The 19421-nt window shown below is 45.1% G+C and carries 15 protein-coding genes; 5 read left to right on the top strand and 10 right to left on the bottom strand.

Annotated features, from left to right (window positions below; genetic code table 11):
- Window positions 1–101: 101 nt before the first annotated feature.
- The 3 genes from yidC to IFU39_RS07835 all read right to left on the bottom strand — a co-directional run bounded on the left by yidC (window position 102) and on the right by IFU39_RS07835 (window position 2979).
- Entirely contained in the window at window positions 102–980 is an 879-nt protein-coding gene (gene yidC, locus IFU39_RS07845; protein WP_105598409.1) for a membrane protein insertase YidC, read from the bottom strand.
- Complete coding sequence (locus IFU39_RS07840; RefSeq protein ID WP_244660927.1) at window positions 917–1267, bottom strand: hypothetical protein; 351 nt, start codon at window positions 1265–1267, stop codon at window positions 917–919. The genes yidC and IFU39_RS07840 overlap by 64 nt, the downstream gene beginning before the upstream one ends.
- Before the next feature lie 92 nt (window positions 1268–1359).
- Window positions 1360–2979 (bottom strand): DUF4153 domain-containing protein, encoded by a 1620-nt coding sequence (locus IFU39_RS07835; RefSeq protein WP_192132084.1) that lies wholly within the window; start codon window positions 2977–2979, stop codon window positions 1360–1362.
- A 134-nt stretch (window positions 2980–3113) separates the two neighbouring features.
- Here IFU39_RS07835 and IFU39_RS07830 point away from each other — a divergent pair, with 134 nt between their 5' ends.
- Complete coding sequence (locus tag IFU39_RS07830; RefSeq protein ID WP_192132082.1) at window positions 3114–4925, top strand: ABC transporter substrate-binding protein; 1812 nt, start codon at window positions 3114–3116, stop codon at window positions 4923–4925.
- 50 nt (window positions 4926–4975) lie between these two features.
- Here IFU39_RS07830 and IFU39_RS07825 read toward each other — a convergent pair whose 3' ends face one another.
- On the bottom strand, window positions 4976–6313 hold the full coding sequence (locus IFU39_RS07825) for an FtsW/RodA/SpoVE family cell cycle protein (protein ID WP_192132080.1): 1338 nt from the start codon (window positions 6311–6313) through the stop codon (window positions 4976–4978).
- Complete coding sequence (locus IFU39_RS07820) at window positions 6310–6645, bottom strand: PadR family transcriptional regulator (RefSeq protein ID WP_167483549.1); 336 nt, start codon at window positions 6643–6645, stop codon at window positions 6310–6312. The genes IFU39_RS07825 and IFU39_RS07820 overlap by 4 nt, the downstream gene beginning before the upstream one ends.
- 247 nt (window positions 6646–6892) lie before the next feature.
- Here IFU39_RS07820 and IFU39_RS07815 point away from each other — a divergent pair, with 247 nt between their 5' ends.
- The 4 genes from IFU39_RS07815 (at window position 6893) to IFU39_RS07800 (ending at window position 12948) form a co-directional block, all read left to right on the top strand.
- A complete protein-coding gene (locus tag IFU39_RS07815) occupies window positions 6893–7477 on the top strand; it encodes an AAA family ATPase (protein ID WP_105598405.1) in 585 nt (194 codons plus the stop codon).
- Between the two features lie 333 nt (window positions 7478–7810).
- Window positions 7811–9847, top strand: coding sequence for a serine hydrolase (locus IFU39_RS07810; RefSeq protein ID WP_192132078.1), 2037 nt, complete (start codon window positions 7811–7813; stop codon window positions 9845–9847).
- A 387-nt stretch (window positions 9848–10234) separates the two neighbouring features.
- Window positions 10235–12316, top strand: a complete 2082-nt coding sequence (locus IFU39_RS33390) for an ATP-binding protein (RefSeq protein ID WP_192132075.1) — start codon at window positions 10235–10237, stop codon at window positions 12314–12316.
- Window positions 12313–12948, top strand: coding sequence for a response regulator (locus IFU39_RS07800; RefSeq protein ID WP_105598402.1), 636 nt, complete (start codon window positions 12313–12315; stop codon window positions 12946–12948). The genes IFU39_RS33390 and IFU39_RS07800 overlap by 4 nt, the downstream gene beginning before the upstream one ends.
- A gap of 135 nt (window positions 12949–13083) precedes the next feature.
- On the opposite strand, the gene IFU39_RS07795 is transcribed toward IFU39_RS07800, so the two are convergent.
- The 5 genes from IFU39_RS07795 to IFU39_RS07775 all read right to left on the bottom strand — a co-directional run bounded on the left by IFU39_RS07795 (window position 13084) and on the right by IFU39_RS07775 (window position 19371).
- On the bottom strand, window positions 13084–14049 hold the full coding sequence (locus IFU39_RS07795) for a sugar phosphate isomerase/epimerase family protein (RefSeq protein WP_192132073.1): 966 nt from the start codon (window positions 14047–14049) through the stop codon (window positions 13084–13086).
- A gap of 55 nt (window positions 14050–14104) precedes the next feature.
- A complete protein-coding gene (locus tag IFU39_RS07790; RefSeq protein ID WP_192132071.1) occupies window positions 14105–15823 on the bottom strand; it encodes a hypothetical protein in 1719 nt (572 codons plus the stop codon).
- 21 nt (window positions 15824–15844) lie between these two features.
- Complete coding sequence (locus IFU39_RS07785) at window positions 15845–16717, bottom strand: carbohydrate ABC transporter permease (RefSeq protein ID WP_105598399.1); 873 nt, start codon at window positions 16715–16717, stop codon at window positions 15845–15847.
- Between the two features lie 38 nt (window positions 16718–16755).
- On the bottom strand, window positions 16756–17658 hold the full coding sequence (locus tag IFU39_RS07780; protein WP_017688833.1) for an ABC transporter permease: 903 nt from the start codon (window positions 17656–17658) through the stop codon (window positions 16756–16758).
- 111 nt (window positions 17659–17769) lie between these two features.
- Window positions 17770–19371, bottom strand: a complete 1602-nt coding sequence (locus IFU39_RS07775; protein WP_105598398.1) for an extracellular solute-binding protein — start codon at window positions 19369–19371, stop codon at window positions 17770–17772.
- Window positions 19372–19421 lie beyond the last annotated feature (50 nt).

The following is a 19421-nucleotide window of genomic DNA, read 5'->3' as shown; positions in this document are numbered from 1 at the left end:
ACCCTCACAAAAACACCCTATAAAGTAGACTTTGTGTCTGCTCTATAGGGTGTGATATACATAGACGATGCTCTTATAATAGTGATGCTACTAGCCAGTCTCTAGGACTTTGCAGGTTTGGCCGACTTGTTATGTTTTGCAGACTTTACCTTCTTCACCTCAATTATAGCAGGCTCCTGCGGGTGATCTACCGGGTACATTTTACGGAACAATAATGTCTGTAGTACCAGGAATGAACCCCCAACTGTCCAGTAGAGCGGCATCGCTGCCGGGGCTGAAAGGGAAAAGAAAGCCATCATCAATGGGGAGAGATATCCCATAATGGCGAACTGTTTTCGCTGCTCAGGCGCCATATTGGCTTGTGATACTTTAGCTTGGATCAGATATATGACTGCAACCACCACAGCGAGCACGTAATCCGGCGCTCCCAGTTTGAACCAAAGGAACGAATGGGAGGACAACTCCGGTGTAAGTCGGATGGCTGTGTAAATACCTGAAAGTATAGGCAGCTGAATGAGCATCGGCAAGCAACCAATGTTCAGCGGATTAAACTTATGTTTCTTGTATAGTTCCATTGTTTCCTGAGATAGCTTTTGCTTATCAGCAGGGTCATTTTTGCCTTCATATTTTTTCTTGAGCGCATCCATCTCGGGTTTCATGGCGTTCATGATGACTCGTGTTCCCTGCTGGGACTTGGCTTGACGCATCATCAATGGCAACAGTGCTAAACGAATGACCAGCGTAATCACGATAATCGCGACCCCGTAGCTTCCGTTAAATATCGTGGCAATATGCTGAATCAGATACGACAGTGGAAATACAATGTAGTGATTAAAAAATCCCGGTGTCGATGAAGTAATCTCCGACACGTTGTTGCTGCATCCGGCAAGCAGCATGACTGCAAACAAAATGACAATCAGGCCATAGATCCGTCCCTTGCCCGAAGTAAAAGTGAATCCCTTGTTGGTCTTATGTTCCATATATATCCTCCTCGTTGATTTGTTGACCAATCGTTCAACGAGGAATGACAATCTGGTTCATCTTCATCGGGCGCTTCTCTTCGTCTAATCATGCGGCTCCAGTCTTCCTGTCTGTGCTGTCTGTCCAAACACAGGGCGGGAAGTACAGGTTCAAGTCCACCACCGGCGCCACCTTCCACCCAGTACTCTGTCATGCCACAATGAAGATGGGCAATATAGGCATAACTGACGGTGAAGATGAGTCCAATCGAGAATAAATATGGTAATATCTCCTGCAGTTCAAACAAGGGATTCACCCCCTTTATAGGTTAGTTTTTATATTATAACACTTACATATTGTTTTTGCATAAATCCGTACGTGAAAACAACTATTATTCAGTTATTCCGTTCTCAATTTGGACAACTCTAGCTCAGCTCTGTGTCTTGCTACGTTATAAGAAGGCCAGGAACGATCTGATGTATCCATATCCAGATATGCTTGACGTTCCAGCATTTCCCTCTTGAGATCCGGACACTCCTCTAGAGCAAACGCTCGAAGTAACGGAACTGCATCTGCTGACAGACTCGCCAGATAGGTAGCATCAATATTGCCAGTCTGATGATAACGTTCAATATTCAGCTCGGCAATCCGTTTATCCATACCCACATAGTTGACAGCAACATATGCAGTGAGCGCAAGCACAATATACCAGCGGATCAGCGGTATGGACGTGTACCGTATACGAAGGCCAGCAATCAGCAATAGGAGTGCAAGGAAGATCATGAATGCGTGTACCAGAAAGCGAATGTATGTATATCCATATGCCTGTTCATACAGATTTAGGCGCATAAAAGCGGAATACAACATGATTGCTGAACAGCTGACCAGAATCAGGAGAAGTGCCTGATGCACGATCATGCCTACTTTTCCACTCGGACGTGTGAATTGCAATGCAACAATAAGAATAAAGAAATTAATACCTGTAACGAGAATCAACTCTGCGAATCCGCTTCTCGCATACTCAGCGTAAGACAGATCTACCGGAAGATGTCCCTCTCCCGCACCAAACAGATACGAAAACTGTACAAGAACGAACATAACGTACACACAGTTGATGACGATCAGCATGGTGCCCACAATGATGGGGTCCAATCTGAATGGTTCCCGATGAACCGGAGTACGTTCGGGCTCGGGTGTAATCTTATTCGTAAATTGACTTTCAGTAGCCACATTCACAGGAGAGACTTCCTGCATATGATCACGCGTAATCGGCGTAGATGCTGCGCCATTTTTCCAATGTGCGTTCGCTCTCTTCTCTGCCTCATATTGCATTGGCTGTACAAATCCCCATACATAACCGAACAGAACTACACCTGCAATGACAATCCAGATGATTCTCGGTATCCCTGGGGTAAAAGCCAATTGATTCAGCCACTCCGGAAAACCGGCTAAATACTGATCAAAGACCCCGTCAGCAGAGGACAGTAACGCAACGACTACAATGAGGATAGGCAAGGACGCCACAAGACCAATGAGTACTTTGAAAACAACTGTTTTTTGGGATTTGCCCCTGCCACGCCCTCCTGCTCTCACAGCAAGGGCAGCAATAGTCCCCCAATGACGTATGGCTTGAGGCAGCATGTGGTCAATAGCCGTACCAATCAAACCAATCTCCCACCACTGCTTCTGTTTTCTGCCCATTAGATAGGTCATATGTAAGATAACTACGCCGGGTACAACCAGGAAATTAAGAACACGGAACAGTTCATTGTCGTATAACAGGAACGTTAGCGACAACAATAGCACTACAGCCGCCACAAAAGCATCAATGAACTTGAAAGACCTTATGCGGTCCCTTGCAAACAGATACATGAACACATAAAAGAGAATGACAAAGATAGGATACGATACGCCAATCTCATTACCATAGAATAAATACTGGTGAATGATCGCTAGCACCCATGCAGACAGTAGCGTGATAAGAGCGCGTTGCGGTGAAGCCATTATTTTATCAATCATGGGAAAAACCTCCATTAACCTTTCTATGCTATATTCTAGATGATAAAATAGGAATATAAATAGAAATTATAATCGACAAAACTTCTTATTTTAGAGGAATACGTCAGAGTTCACCTCCAGGAGGGAATCAACACTTGAAATTACATCAGCAATATCTGCTGTTGCATCGTCATTACGGTCACCATACAGAACATGAACTTACACTCGCCGATCTCGCTGAGTTGCTAAATTGTACACACCGAAATATGTTAACGATTGTCAAAAAGATGGTCGCCCATGATTGGATTCGTTGGGCTTCCCAGCGTGGCCGGGGTCGGCGTTCTTCACTGACTTTGCTTGTTCCGGCTGATCAAATCGCCGCAGAATATATGATACAGGCCATGAATCGCCGGGAGTTGCAGGAAGCTGCCGAGCAGGTGAGCGCATTCTCCAGTTCAACAATCATGCAGGATCATCTAAACCAGTGGTTGCTAGGGTATTCAGGACATCATACGGAAGCCGGCACCAATAATGAGCAGATTGATACGCTTCGGTTGCCCCTGCGCCAACAGCTTCATGCGCTTGATCCGCTGTACATTAATCTGCTCGCTGAGTCCTTTGTGACTAGCCATGTCTTTGACGGGTTGGTTCAACGTGGTGAACAAGGTGAGATTCTCCCCTGTCTCGCTCATACTTGGGATGTCAGTGCAGACCGACAGACCTGGACGTTTTATTTACGAAAAGGCATTACATTTCACAATGGTCAGATGCTGACGTCCCATGATATTGTGCATACGTTTGAACGTCTGCAATCTACAGATCGTCGGACACTGTACCGTGATGTAAGTAAACAGCTCCTATCTATTGAAGCGGTCAGTCCCTTGACCGTGTGTTTTCGGCTTAAAAAACCTCACGAATTGTTTCTGTCCTTTCTTACAACAAGTCGTGCGGCGATTGTACCCTCACCGGGAACACACGAACTGAAGATGAATCATGCGGGTGATCTGCATGCAATGCAAAAAACTGTCGGGACGGGACCGTTCAAGGTCACTGCCTGGGATGATCACTTGTGCAGACTTGAAGCCTTTTCATCATATTTTCAGGGTAGAGCACATATGGACCGGGTAGATATCCTGCAAATTCCGTGGAGTGCCTCGGCCAAAATGGATGATAGCCAAGATATCGAAACTCCGTTCTTTCATCTTGTTCATAATCCGTCTGCGTCTGCGGGTGCAGACTGGACTCAGATTAGTGCAGGTGTGATGGTTCATAAATTACTCACATGTAATACGCAAAAAACCGGACCGTTACACGATCCGGAAATAAGAGCACACCTTCAGTCATGCCTTGCTGGAATGTATAGAGATGACGGACATGCAGATGACTCTGAGGTTGTGGAGACTGATTTTAGTGTGGTAAATACCAAGAAAGTCCAGGTCCACTCGGAGGGATTTAGCCATGTATCGATAAGTTCGATATCCTCCAGTCCCATCTCCTTGCACATTGCAACCATTCCACAATATCGCAGGGATGCTAAACATCTGGCGTCCATACTGGAGCAGTACGGTTTCTCCTGTACCGTCCGTACCGCTACGATGGAGCAGTTCAAAGGAAATCTCCGGCTGGAATCTGATCTGATTCTCTTCTCTCTCATTCGGGACAGGGACGAAGAACTACGCCGGTATGATCTCTACTCCACGTTGTCTGAGCATCTGGAAGATTCGGCTCGTACAACGATCCATGAGATGTTGCAAACCATTATCGCCTCTCCGATTGCAGCAGATCGAACTTCTGAATTATACCGAATTGAACAATTCTTGGTTGATCAGAATTTACTGTTCCATTTATCCGAAAAGCCAGTAGAAACCGCATATTTGCCTTCGGTGCGTGGTCTATCTTTCAACAGCCAGGGCTGGGTGAACCTGCGTCATATCTGGTTTCCTTCTGACGCACGATCACATCCGTAAGATTAAACATCGTATTATATTACTTATACCATCCGATCACGTATCTTTTTTTATTTTGACATGGACGTGATCGGCTCTCCCTGTTTGCTTCTCAATGAAATAGTATCTTTACGTCGATATACTCCAAGCAGTAAACCCATCATGGCGTATTCTAAGATCACATGAGAACCAAATCCAATAAAAGGGAAAGTGACGCTGACAATCGGAACCTTTCCCGTAGTCATCGCAAGGGAGTAAAGCATTTGCAAAGAAAACATCAACGTAATGCTGAACACGATCATACGACCAAATTCATCGAGTACACGAGGTAGCATTTTCAGCATACTAGTAAGAAACCATACGATTCCAAGCAACAGCAGTATGCCTGCTAACCAACCAAATACATCAATAAGCATTACACCGGGATAGTCCATATAAAATCCTGTAAAGTGGTCCAAAGACGTGTCAGAACCGTTTCCCCACCATCCGGCGGAATGAAGAATACTCATAATTGAGTGGTTATAGCTACCATGTCCTAGCGGGTCATTTTGGAGATTAAACACGGCAGTGAGTCTCTCAAACCGCCTGTACTCACCACTCAAAAACAATTGCATCATAGTGACAAGTCCCGCAATTGCAGCCCCTACAAATGTATAAAGCCATTTTTGTGTAATCCAGGCAAACAAGATAATAGTTGCCGTTCCGAATGGAAACAATCGCACCCAATCTGAAGCTTGTAACAGGCTAAAAGAAGGCAAAGCCACAAGAAGAATATAAGTTGAGACGGATTGTACGTCACACTTAGTACGCAGCTTATCCAGCATAATCGCGCCTATGGCGAGGGGCAATACCCACATGGATATCGTCGTGAGATCAATAGTTAACCCAAATATACTCCAGAACCGTTGTACACCATAATCAAACGGTGATACCAGCGGATTAATCCACAACATACCACTTAACAAAATATAGATCCACCAGGCAGATTTCTTCCATTTTTGATAATCAAAATACATCAAAAACACCATCAGTACTAAACCAAATATAGTGTAGATCAAATGACTTTTATACAAGAACTGAAACCTTTCAACTGAGATATTTGTTGTATAAATCCACGTCAGCAGCAGACTTATGATTAGCAAACTGGAAAGTCCCGTTAACAGGCCCCAGTGCATACGATGGCGATGCAACCGGTGCATACTCTTGCCTACGACAGCAGGATCACCCATCTGTTCAATGGCATGTGCAATTGCTTCTTCTTCTGTATAACCTTCTTGTTCTTTGTCCAAAATGATCTCTTCCATGTGGTTTCCCAACTCATCACGCAGGTCGTTATGTACTTCGCGAGCTTTAACCTGAACACACATGTGATCAAGATAATGCTGAATTCGTTCATCTCGATTCGTCATGTCAGGCCTCCTTCCCCAAGCACCCGATCCACAGCTCTACGGAACAAATTCCACTCCGCTTTTTTACTTTCTAAGGCCTCCATGCCCTTGTCACGAATCGAATAATATTTACGTTTACGGCCTTCAACCTCCATCCAGTACGACTCTACCCATCCTTCAATCTCCATGGCATGCAAAATAGGATATAACGTGCCCTCTTTCAGATTAAACACACCCTCAGATTGACGATGTAATTCCTTAATTAATTCGTAACCGTACAACGGTCGTTCCTTCAATAAAGTTAGGATTAGTGTCTCGGTACTACCCTTAATCATTTGTTTGTTAACCTGCAACGCGCTCACTCCTTCCTTTTCATACTTTTAAATCTCTTCTGATCATATACATCGGAAACCTATGCATAGAACAACTAGGTATGATATTACCTTATCCTTCCTTTTCTGTCTAGCTAACATGCTTCTTTATTTATGTTAAAATAAACAAGTCCTTTCATTCACGAACTTTAATTATGAATCTATATATTCGTGTATTTTTTAATTACATATCTTATTTTTTGAATCTAGTTAAGGAGGCATTACATTCATGAGCAAACTAATTTTCTTTCTCGGCGGGGCCGGAAGTGGCAAGACCACCCTTGCCAAAGCCCTTTCCCGTAAACATAAAGCGGCTTTTTTCGATATGGATATCCTGCTTCGTCCCGCGGCTGAGGCAATTATGACCCTTCAGGGACTTGATCCATCCGACCGAGATTCGCCTGAATACAAGAGGTTGTGCCGTGATCTTGGATATCGTATTACGATGGACGCAGCTCTGGATAACGTTCAGTTGGGTATCGACACGATCGTTGTCGGGCCATTTACCAAAGAAATCGGAACCCCGGATTGGATTGCTCAGGAACTTGCAAGAATTGGACGTTCTCTGGAAGACACGGATGTGCGTGTCGCCTATATCTATCTTGAGAATGAAGCGTTGTATCACGAGCGGATCACAGCGAGACAATCCCCATTGGATGAATGGAAACTTGAAAACTGGGATGCCTTCACAGCTTCTCTCGTCCGTAAAGAAGTAGCCTGGCCGCTCCCTGCTTCATCCGTCGCTTATATTGACAATTCCAATGATGATCCTGCGATTGCCTATGCCGAACTTGAACGACGGATGTACGAGTAGTTTTATAAAAGCTACTTCCCAATTTCTTTGCACTATGTCGCTTCACATGGAAAATAAAAAGACGAAACAAAAAGAGGTATTTGTCGAGACTCCCGTTGGGTCCATCATGACAAATACCTCTTTTTCATATATTCAAATTCATCTTTTCATATGTTCAAGATCATTCGCAACTCACTATTCACCTTCTGCGATTGCGGGATCACGCAAAAAGGTTTGCGGAAGTCCTGCCATAATAAGTGCGTACTACGGAATCGCCATTACATTCGAACTGCTAGATTATAGATGTACTTAAATGTAAGAGAGCCAACATCTCTCAACTCAAAGGAGAATTTCATGAAATCTTACGTAGCAACATGTCCAATTCAACAACAACAGAACTACAAATCGAATCCTAAATGGAAACGTGTCGTAGCCAACATCCTTCTGGTTGCATCTCTGAGTTTCACCACAATAACCAGTGTATCGGCAGAGAATAGTCTCCCCCTTCAACAGGTAACCCCTCAGGAAACGGAATCGTTCATCAATCAATTCTTCGCCCAGCCTGAAGTGAAGTCTGCTCTGAAAGGGGCTGTCGTCACCGTTGTTCACGATCAACAGATTGTGTTGAATAAAGGATATGGTTATGCCAATGCGGAAAAACAAATCCCCGTCGATGCCGACTCCACCCTGTTCCGTGTAGCCTCCATCTCCAAAACACTGACAGCAACCGCTATTATGCAATTGGCCGAGCAAGGTAACGTAAAGCTTGATCAGGATATCAGCGCATACACAGACGCTTTGCATCTGACCAACCATACCGGAACAACGTTAACATTGGAACATCTGATGACCCACACCAGCGGGTTTGATTTCACGGATGCAGTAGCTACAGACAGGGAGCTGGGAAGTTCTTATCCGCTTGAGCAATTCATCAAAGACCACCAACCGTCCGTTGTCCGCACGCCAGGAGAAGTTTTCCGTTACGACAACTACGGCTATGCACTCTTGGGCTACATTGTTCAGAAACAGTCCAAACTTCCGTTTGAGACTTATGTACAACAGCATATTTTCCAGCCACTCGGTATGTCGAATAGCCATTTTACACTAAGCAAAGACTCGCTCAGTAAACTCGCGACTCCTTATGGCGCTGAAGGGCAGGCATTACCGCAATATCCCAATGTACCGGATAGCTCACCTGAGGGTGGATTAATTACGACTGGACGGGATATGGCTCATTTTATGCTTGCGCAGCTCAATCAAGGTTCATACCAGGGTGCACGTATACTCGAACCGGCATCCGTCCAGGACATGCAAACGTTGGATGTCTCCATACACCCTGATATACCCGGCACAGGTTATGGATTCGAATCCACCTATTCGCAATATAATCATGGACGGAAAGTCGTGAGTAAAGCAGGCGATCTTGCAGGCTTCCACTCCAATCTATGGCTGTTGCCTAACGAGAAGACCGGACTATTTGTCGTCTCCAACAGTGATGGACCTGATCTGCGAGAAGCGCTTTTCCAAGCATTTATGGATCATTTTTATCCGAACAAAGAGACCCAAGATGTCAATTATATCGTACCCGATTTTTCACTCCGTACCTACGAGGGACTATATCGGGATATTCGCTTGCCCGCATGGTTGTATGATATTTCAGCAACAGAGAAAGGGCTTCAGGTTATAGACGCTTATGGCACTCACACTTTAACACCCGTTAAGGACATGTTGTTCATGGATGAGGACGGTAAACTCGCTGGTTTCAAAAAAAATCAGTTAGGTGAAATCACGTATTTCTATTACAACAAGTCAGATAGCTGGTCCGAGAAATTGCCAGAAGCCAAGCCTTATGAAGATGTGCCAGAAGACCACCCCTATGCTCCGTACATCTATCGCTTAACACAGATTGGCCTGTATCCACAGGATCAATCCCAATTTGAACCAGAGAAGCCTGTAAGTCGTGGAGAATTTGTAACACAGGTCGTGGGTATAAGCGGGATGTCAATTTCGACTCAATCACCAAAATTTAAAGACACCCAGTTAAGCCCCTATGCCGCCTTCATTCAAACCGCCCTGGAACTGGGAATTGTGCAAGGTAACACCCGTGGATTGTTCCATCCTGACCAAGCCATCACAAGGCAAGAGGCCGCAGTGATTATTTCCAGAACGGCTCAACAACTACTTGGTGCACCTGCCGTAACTGCCAATCTTGCCGGTTCACAGGATCGTTGGGCTGAAGAAGGGGTCCAGTTTGTGGTTGCTCTAGGTCTCTACGGTCCGGAAGTATCCATATCCAGCAGCGGTGCTGTGGATTATAGATCAAAGCAGCCTATGCTTAGGCAGGAATCATCAATTTTGATGTACAAAATGTTAGGCACTCTGCTACATTAACATAGAGTGATGCTCGGCAAGCCATGTCATTGCTACATGGCTTGTTTTTCCACTTCATTTTACCAATGATGCATTTTATAAGAACGGATGATTACTCGCATGGGATTAAGAAATTCATTACATAGTGTCACCACATATAAATTTAGTTCTGTTTGGTTTGTCACGATGTTGTGCTTTACACTAACAGCCACATATATCCATATCTCGTCATTTATGAACCCTTATATCGGACTTTCGTTAACACCAAATGCCTCTAATTCTTGGGCAGTACATGATGTAGATCCTCAAGGTTTGGCATATACATCCGGGATTAGATCGGGTGACACTGTTATCTCGTTGGAATCCAAAGGAGAAGTCCGATTACTCCATCAAAAAGGTGAATTCTTAGTGACTGAAGCCTATACCATTAGCGTTGAGAATTCTCGCGGTCAGGCATCCGAACATACCATGAAGCCTGGGCCACGTGAATGGTTTAACATCGGATTCTCATCCATTTTGGAGTTATTGCTATTGGTGACAGGAAGCTACGCCCTGTTTAACCAACCCGGTTCACGAGTGATGCGTCTGTTCTACCTGCTTAACCTGTCCATGGCCATATGTATATTGACGATATACACATCCCAGTTGCCTTTATCCAATTATATTCTGGCCTTTTGTGCGGCATGGTTACCTTACTGTCTAGCCGCTTTTTATGTGTCTTTTGTATTCCGTACCCGTCTGCATCGTTTTCGGTGGTTACTATTCATCAGCAGAGGTATTGCAGTTGCTTATTCTGCAGGCCTAGTATATTTATACATCAAGCAGTGGATGATGACCGATGTTCAGATCAATCAAGGCATTACCACCGTCAGTACTCCTGTTGCGCCGTCTGGTCCAACCAATCTGCTTAACTTTATTCTTTGCGCAACCCTTCTGATCTTAATCTGGATGACATGGGTTAATCGTAAAAGCTACAATCGCAAGGAGCAGAACCAGCTATTGCTCATGTTAACAGGAATTATTTTTAGCCTAATTCCCTTCATCATCTGTTTTGCTATTCCAACCCTGCTTCAAGGTGAACCATTATTGCCTGTAGAGTACACATTAATTGGATTTCTTCCTTTATCATGGATGTTCACTTATGTACTTGTACAACGGAGCATGCTTGACTTCAAACTGGTTATGCCAAGATTGATGATTCATGGACTATATGCTTTGATCGTATTTTTACTGTTTCTGGCTGCTTCGCACCTGCATTCGTTAATTCATATCAGCTTACTGTTTGTCTCGTTTTTGCTGATCACTTGGGTGTATCAGTACATGCTCACCCGCTCACGCAAGAAAAACAAACTTAATAAAGACTGGTTGGAACACCAGCAACTGCGGTTGACTGTGCGAATGGCTGAGCAGCAAAACATGCGGGACATGATTCACGTGTTTGCCGAGATGTTCCACAAGATGCTGGATATTGAAGGCGTCATTGTCATATGGATTGATGATAAGCACAGATATTCTCAGGAAGGTACAGGCGTTTTTTCTTCCATTCAGAATATCGATAACGAGGTGTTGGATATTGAAGTTTTACGACAGAAATATGACTTGGCACAGGTTTGGGAGCTTTCAGGTGAACCAACGACGGAGATGATAGGATTTCTAGGCATTGGTCACAAAGAAAATCGCACCTTTTTTTCAGCAGAAGAGCAGGAGATCATTGATAAAGGCAGGCTGGAAGCGATTCGAATGCTCATCAATGGCAAACTCTTATCTGATCTGCAGAAGCGATATGAATACCGTGTAGACCAGACAGATCTTCATGAACACCAGATACGCCGCCATCGGCAGTTCAATGATATTATGATGGAAGCCCAACAGGCAGAGCGTATGAAAACCTCTTATTTCCTGCATGACCAACTGCTACAAAACCTGATTTTCCTGTCTCGTGATTTGGAGGAATTACACGATACCGGAGAGACGCATAAGGATCAAACGGCTGTTTGGCTGGAGTGCCTGTATGCTTCCCAGAGAGATATACGCCAATTGTGTGATGATCTCTACCCTCATATTATGGATCGAAGTGATCTGGAGGAAGCGTTGCAATGGCTCATCCGTACACTTCAAATACAAAGTGGTCTCAGAATGGAACTAAACTATAACGCCCTCTCTGAAGAGTTAAAGCACGATCCTCTGAAATCCACCGTCTTTCGGACGATCCGTGAACTCATTATGAATGTGATGAAGCACGCACAGGCGTCGTTTTGCTTCATACAGGTACATACAAGGGATAATGACTTGATTCTCCAAGTAGAGGATAACGGCTTGGGGTTTAATGTTCATACCACATTTGCTACTGCAACAGGGCACTTCGGTTTGATATCCATACAAAGCAGCATTCAGCATCTCGGTGGAGAATTAACCTTACATTCCAGCCTTGGCAAAGGAACCTCAATCAACATTCTTTTGCCTTTAACCAAAGGAGCAACTGAACAATGAGCGAACCCATTACAGTCGTACTGCTTGATGATCACCCCCTGGTCATGGAAGGTCTCAACAATCGCTTAAACCGCGAACCCGGCATACAGGTATTGAAGACTTTCAGCGATCCATTACTTTTTTTATCCGAAGTAGAGGCGTTGCGACCAGATGTTGTCGTCATGGATATTCGCATGCCCCAACTTGATGGTTTTGAGGTTGTGAGAAGATTGAAAGATCAATACGGGTTATCCGTCAAAATTATATTGTTATCCGGGTACAACTATCACGAATTCCAGTTGAAGGCTTATGATCTGGGCGTCCATGCCTACTTGTCGAAACAAGCAACGTATGGACAGATTATTAACGCCATCCACCAAAGTATGTTGGGTCATGTGCTTGTTCCAGAGACCATGTTATCCTCTAATCTGGAGGAATCACTCACTGCAACAGAACGCGAAGTGCTTAACCGTATTGCACTGGAGATGACCAATAAGGAAATTGCACAGGATCTGGCGATCAGTCAACGTACAGTGGAGTATCATATCACCTCTATTACACAGAAATTTGGTGTGAAGTCCAGAATTGGTGCTGTAGTCAAAGGATATCAGGCAGGGATCCTCGGTGATGTAACACTCCCTGAGAAACGGTAAAAACATGTACCAGTTTAAAAGAACAACATAAGAGCGGCAGAACACCCTGTAATGCAACCTGAGGTTTGTTCTGAACCGCTCTATCTGTTGGTTTACTTTCCTATAAGGTGCATTCATGTTTGAAGCATGTGATCTTTATCCGCGCTGACGCGCCGCATGACGTTCAGCAATACGAGCCGTGATTATTCCATGACTTTCATCAATTTCTTCCGGTGTACAAGCGGCTTTCAGCTCATATACTTTCACCGGCGAACGATCAATAATATCCAAAAATGAATCAAAAAAGGTCATGTCTTTACTATGAATATATGGACACCAATGATCTGCCAACCCTACGGTTTCATGAATATGCACGCCAACCACGTGATCAATCAACGCATTAGCCTCGCGTACATTATCGTACAGCCCCATTCGATCCATCATCATACCGTGACCAATATCGTACCAAAGACCAAGCGGCGCGCCCTTCATTTGCCCAATAATCGCCCCTGCTTCGTGCAAAGTCGGCATCTGATAACAGCGTGAACGGGTCTCAATACCGAAACTCACCCCGTATCCTCGCTGCTCAGACAAGTCACATACCTCTTCCAGACTCTCCTGAATCCGGCTCAGGTAATGTGCGCTGCCATCTTCCCGCTTCTTCAGCATCTCTTGCCATAAAGATTGATATGCCGGTGAATCCGGTCCTTGATCATGGTATATCTTTTTCAATGCTTCATCTATATTGTATTCAAACGGGATCTCACCGGGATGTACAACAACAGCCTTGGCGCCATAACGATGTGCGTACTCGGCTGAGCGAAGTAACAGTTCAATCGCTCGTTTACGGCGCGGCTCATCATCGAATCCGAGCAGGACGGAATCCGTCCCATAATCCGGATCAGCCACATGCGGGAATGTATTATGCACACTGGATACACCGATTTCGCCCCGTACAATCATCGGTTCTATCGTCTGCAGCATCTCTTCCGTAACATTATAATTCAATTCCACCTGTCTGAATCCAAGAGATTTGATCTCTTCAATCATGCCTTGTCCGGTCGTATGACGTTTGATGTTCCAACATGTTGAGAACGAATATTCCTGTTTGTCCGTATACATTATTGGTCCTCCTGTCTCTCATTCTATCGCCTATTCATATTCCATTTATCTCTATCTATTCATTCCTCTGTCCATTGTCTTCACGGAGGGTCAATTCAAATCTCATCTGGTTAGCAGTCTGCCCAGGCACATAACGATAGATGATCTCCGCATGATTCACATACATTAATACGGATGGTTCAGGCGCTTCAGCCTTCACGGTACACGTAAGTCCAGGGAACTGCCATAAGGCTGGCGTAATATCCTGCTGACGAAGGGAAGGCCCTCTGATTTCAAAATAAACTTCGATTTCTTCCTCTGTATCCAATGCGACATCAATGGTTAACGAATCTGGCGTGAGATCCGCATCAAACGTCAATCCCCGCAGATGACTATTCCACCCCTCGCCTACCTCACGGCGGATCAAGCGAAGATAATAACGCTCCCCCGTCTCTATCTGCCAGTGGATCGTAGCTGGATGCATCTGTCCATTCGTATTCACACTTCCCGACATGGCCCCAATCATCCGATCCTCACCGATCCAAGCTTTGGCTGTACACAAATTCCGATTGGACGTTGGATCATTGCGCTCACACAGTTCCATGAACTGTTTCTGCACAAGCCGATCCGCTTGATGAGTCCTGAAATACGGCACGGCTTCTGCGGGCACATCGACCCCAAGGAGCGCAATCAGTGGATCATGACCTGACTCACAGTTGATTCCTGCCAGATATTCATACCCTTCACCAAGCAAAAGATAGATAAATACACCGATCGAACTATGCTCTCGCATCTCCATGTCGTACGCCCGAGAGAATGGGCCGGAGAGATTCTCCAGGTTGGCATTGTAATATAGCGCAATGTTATTCCACAGCCCGTGTTCGATCCGGTGTCCAATTTCAACTAAACGTTGGGTGAGTCCATACTTTCGATACATGCCAAGCACGGACAGATCCACCCCGTAATACGTTGTCGTATTGAATTCCGCGAATGTACCGTTGTATTGTTCAAACTCCATCATCAATCCCTCTGCCTGTTCATCCGAATGCTGAATCCATTCTGTTCGGTTCAAGCGATGGCCATAATAGTGGGTGATGAAAATATGCATCAACTCAATATTCGTGTTCATTGGAATTACGTCGGATAACCTCCGTTCTATTGACCCTTGAACAGCCAGTTCCATCGCATGGTCCATCCGTTTCATGAGTGTCTCCGGCATAAGTTCGGCGAATTCGGCAGTTACGACCACACAGACACAAGCGATAAACTCGCGCCAGTTGGGATCATAACTGATCCAGACCGGTGGCAGGACCTGATTCACTGCCGAATGAAACAGGCGTTTCAGTTGTTTGGAATCTGCCGTCTCTGTAAGCAGAGATCCATCTTCCTGTAATTTATGGATAAACTGCGCAGACACCTTCTCAAAGGTGCGTTCCAGGAAATAGGCCGTGCCTGGCGCAAAAGATTTCCAAGCATAGTGACCCGCTGGTGGATGCACATCATTTGGCCGGGTCGCGAAGGTTCCGTGATAGATTTCATCCGGAGCGTCATATTGAACATCGAGCACCTTGTGGAACACCCGTATCGCGCGTTCCACATCACCAGGCTCATCTCGAATCAACAACCCTAGCGCATAATGTGCGCTGGCTCGTGTGCTATGCTGCGATGAATCCTCCTCTTCGAAACTGCGAAGCAGATCCATTTCCTTGTCATAGAAGCTATCCATCATCAACATGGACTGATTTACAAGGTACTGCTGTTCTTTTGACATCTTCTCTACCATTCGTTGTGTCATGTCATGGACCTCCCGAGACTATTAACCTTTTACAGCACCTACCATTACGCCACTGATAAAGTACCGCTGCAACCATGGATACACCAGAAGGATCGGTAACGTGGAGAATATAACGCTGGCTGCTTTCAGACTCTCAGGCAAGACTTGAACAGCACCAATACCTTCGTTCTGCATCAGTTCTGTAATCTGGTTTTGCTGAATCATCTGATACAATTTCAATTGCAAAGGGTATAGTTCAGGCTTCGTAATATACATGAGTGCATCCTGGAAACCATTCCAGCGTCCTACAGCGTAGAATAGGCTCAGTGTTGCCATAACCGGAAGAGAGAGTGGCAAAATAATGCGCATAAGTGTTCCGAAGTGACTGCTTCCATCAATGCCCGCTGCTTCTTCCAGACTTTCTGGAATACCTCGGAAGAAGGTAATGAGAATGATCATATAAAACGGACTAATCAATCCCGGCAGAATGAGTCCCCATGAGCTGTCGAGTAGATGCAGATTTTTGATCAGAATGTACTCGGGAATAATACCTCCACTGAAGAACATCGTCACCACAATAACAAGCATGAACCACTTGCGCCCCTTCAGGTTACTCTTCGCCAGTGGATATGCCGCTGCAATGGTCATCGCCATGCTTAGCACTGTACTCAGGACGGTCAGCCAAACGGTATAGATGAGAGAGCGAATCATCGATCCATCTGCAAATACTTTGGTATATGCCTCAAAGGATAACTCTTTGGGGAAAAAGGAAACTTCTCCTGAACCGATCGCCCGGTTCGAGCTGAGCGAGATCGCAATAATATGAATGAATGGTGCAAGACACAGCACCATCGTAATGATAATAAGAATGACGTTTACCGTGTTGAATATTCGATTCGCCGTGTTTTCAGACATCCCACTCACTCCTTACAGATCATATGTGATTCAATCCACTACATAATGCTCTCATCGGTTAATTTCTTGGACGTATAGTTTGCTCCGAGTATGAAGACAAGTCCAACTAAAGCCTGGAACAAACCTACAGCTGTTGCGAGCGTAACCTGACCAGATTGTAAACCGACACGATAGACAAACGTGCTGAGCACATCCGAGTATTCACGTACAGCCACGTTACCGATAATAAACGGTCGGTCAAAGCCGATAGAGATCATGTTGCCGACATTGATGATCAATAAGGTAACAATCGTTGTTTTGATGCCTGGCAAGGAGATGTGCCAGATTCTGCGTAACCGACTTGCTCCATCCACTTCTGCGGCTTCGTAGAGTTCCCGGTTAATGCCCGTGAGGGATGCCAGATACAGAATCGTACCCCAGCCTGCACTCTGCCACACGCCTACCGCAAGATACGTAAAGAGCCAATAGTTTTTGTCTGAAAGGAATGGCAATGGATCAAATCCCATGCTCATCAAGATATTGTTGATGAAACCGGACTGCGTACCGAATACCTGAAGTACGATCCCTCCAATTATGACCCACGAAATAAAGTGAGGAATGTACAGTAAAGTCTGTGCCAACTTTTTGAACCAGGCCTTCTTCAGCTCAAACAATAAGATGGCTAATATAAGTGGTGCCGGGAAGGAGACCAGTAGATCCAGCATGTTAAGCACTAACGTGTTGCGTAATGCCGTGTAGAATCCCTGGTTTTGAAACACTTCTCTGAATGCATCCAAGCCAATCCACTCACTACCGGCGATCCCTTGAAAGAAGTTAAAGTCCTTGAACGCAATCTGCACGCCATACATTGGCCCATACTTAAAAATAATGAAGTAGATCATGGGCAGTAGGAGCAGCGCATATAGTTGCCAGTTTCTGCGGAAATAGATGCTTGTTTTCATAAACCTTCCCCCCATGTCATTCAGGATTCTTCATCAAGGCGATGTTGCCATCGCCCTAATGAAATCCCTGTTCTTTGTTGTCATACACATTGGATGTGATCTCTACTCTACTTATTTCATCGCTTTGTAAGCTTCTGTACGTTCATCGAGGATTGCTTGGCCACCGCTCGCCATGTAGTCCTTCATCATGCTGTCATACGTGGCTTCAAAATCAGCGGGTTTGGAAATGGTTGTTTTCACGAAAAATTCCATGAACTTGTCTTTCAGGCCGTTACCGTAACGCGCTTCTGCATCAATCGGTTTGGAGAAGCGTACCGGTTGAATGGTGTCCGTGTTGGAAATGGCTACCGACTTGCGCATATCATCCCGATACTTCGACTCTACCTGAACGACATAGGCCTCTTCATTTTTCTTGTCATCCCCAACGTATTTACCGTTCACGATAATGGCAATGTCACCAGAATTATAGATACGGCCTGCAATTTCAGGAGAAGCATCATCTTTGATCAGTGGTACCCCATCCACAAGTTCGTAGTTCTCGTTTTCAACACCGAATTGCAGGTCGAACAGGTTGTTGCCTGAAGCCATCCAATCCAGATACTTCATCGCTGCTTCCGCATTTTTGCTCGATTTCGGAATCATGACATACATCGCATTGGGTGCATATGCCGGTTTGGCAAATTTGCCTTCGGAGTTTTTGAATGCATCAATTGGTGTGATCACTGCACCAGGTTGATTGGTTTGCAGGTTTTTGTACGTACCGGAGATATAAATCTCCCCGGCATCCTCGGTGTAGAATCCAACTTTGCCGTTAGATACATCTTCCCACAGCTTTTTCTTGTCTTTGTCGAGTCCAAAGTCCTTGCTCATTAATCCTTCATTATACAGTGTGTTCATATATTTCAGGGCTTCCTTGAAACCAGGCAACAACGTTGGATAGTCATTGGAACCCAGTTGTTGCGTTAATGTATATTTCTGTTCTTCCGTCAGCGGTTCAATGAATGACCAGATCAGTGGTTCATATTGAGCCGAGGCAATGGACATCCCCATCGGGATAAGTCCTGTGCCAACCTTACCCGGATCTTTTTCCTTAAAGGCCTTCAGTGTGGTATGCAGCTCCTCAGCTGTCTCAGGTGAAGGCAATCCGAGTGCGTCCAGCCAATCCTGACGAACATAAGATGCGTACTTGCCAAGTACAAGACGTTTACCTGGAACCGCAAACTGTTGACCATCGTATTGACCGTAGGCCAACGTTTCATCTCCGAGGAACTTCTTCAGGTTAGGACCACTTTGATTGATCAGATCCGTAAGTTCGGTCAGACCTCCTTGCTCTGCATACCGGTTGAATGTTCCCGAATCGTAGGTGAAGACAATATCAGGAACTTCAGAGCCACTCGCCATCAGAACGTTAAGTTTCTGTACTTCCTCCGAGCGTGGTACGGGAACAAACTGAACATCGATGTTGTTTGGATCACCAAACTTCTCTTGAATGAAGCGAGTCAGATAACTGTCCGAAATGGTGTAGCCCGCCGGAGTGTTTCCCCGATCGAAGATTTCCACTTTCAAAGTCGTTTTTTCCCCCGAACCCGACTCTCCTGATGAAGATGTTGATTCGCTTCCTGATGAACATGCAGATAATAATAGAGTGAATGCTGTTACCACTGCGAGGATTGAACTTGCCTTGCTTGCCTTACGTCTTTGAAATAATCTCATTTGACCTTTCCCCTTTCGCACACTCTCTGAATGGATTCACATGATTGCCA

Origin of the sequence: Paenibacillus sp. CFBP 13594 (assembly GCF_014842675.1) — a bacterium.
Taxonomy (GTDB): domain Bacteria; phylum Bacillota; class Bacilli; order Paenibacillales; family Paenibacillaceae; genus Paenibacillus; species Paenibacillus amylolyticus_B.
Note: the sequence above shows the minus strand (reverse complement) of the source record. Positions and strands in the feature narration are given on the sequence as shown.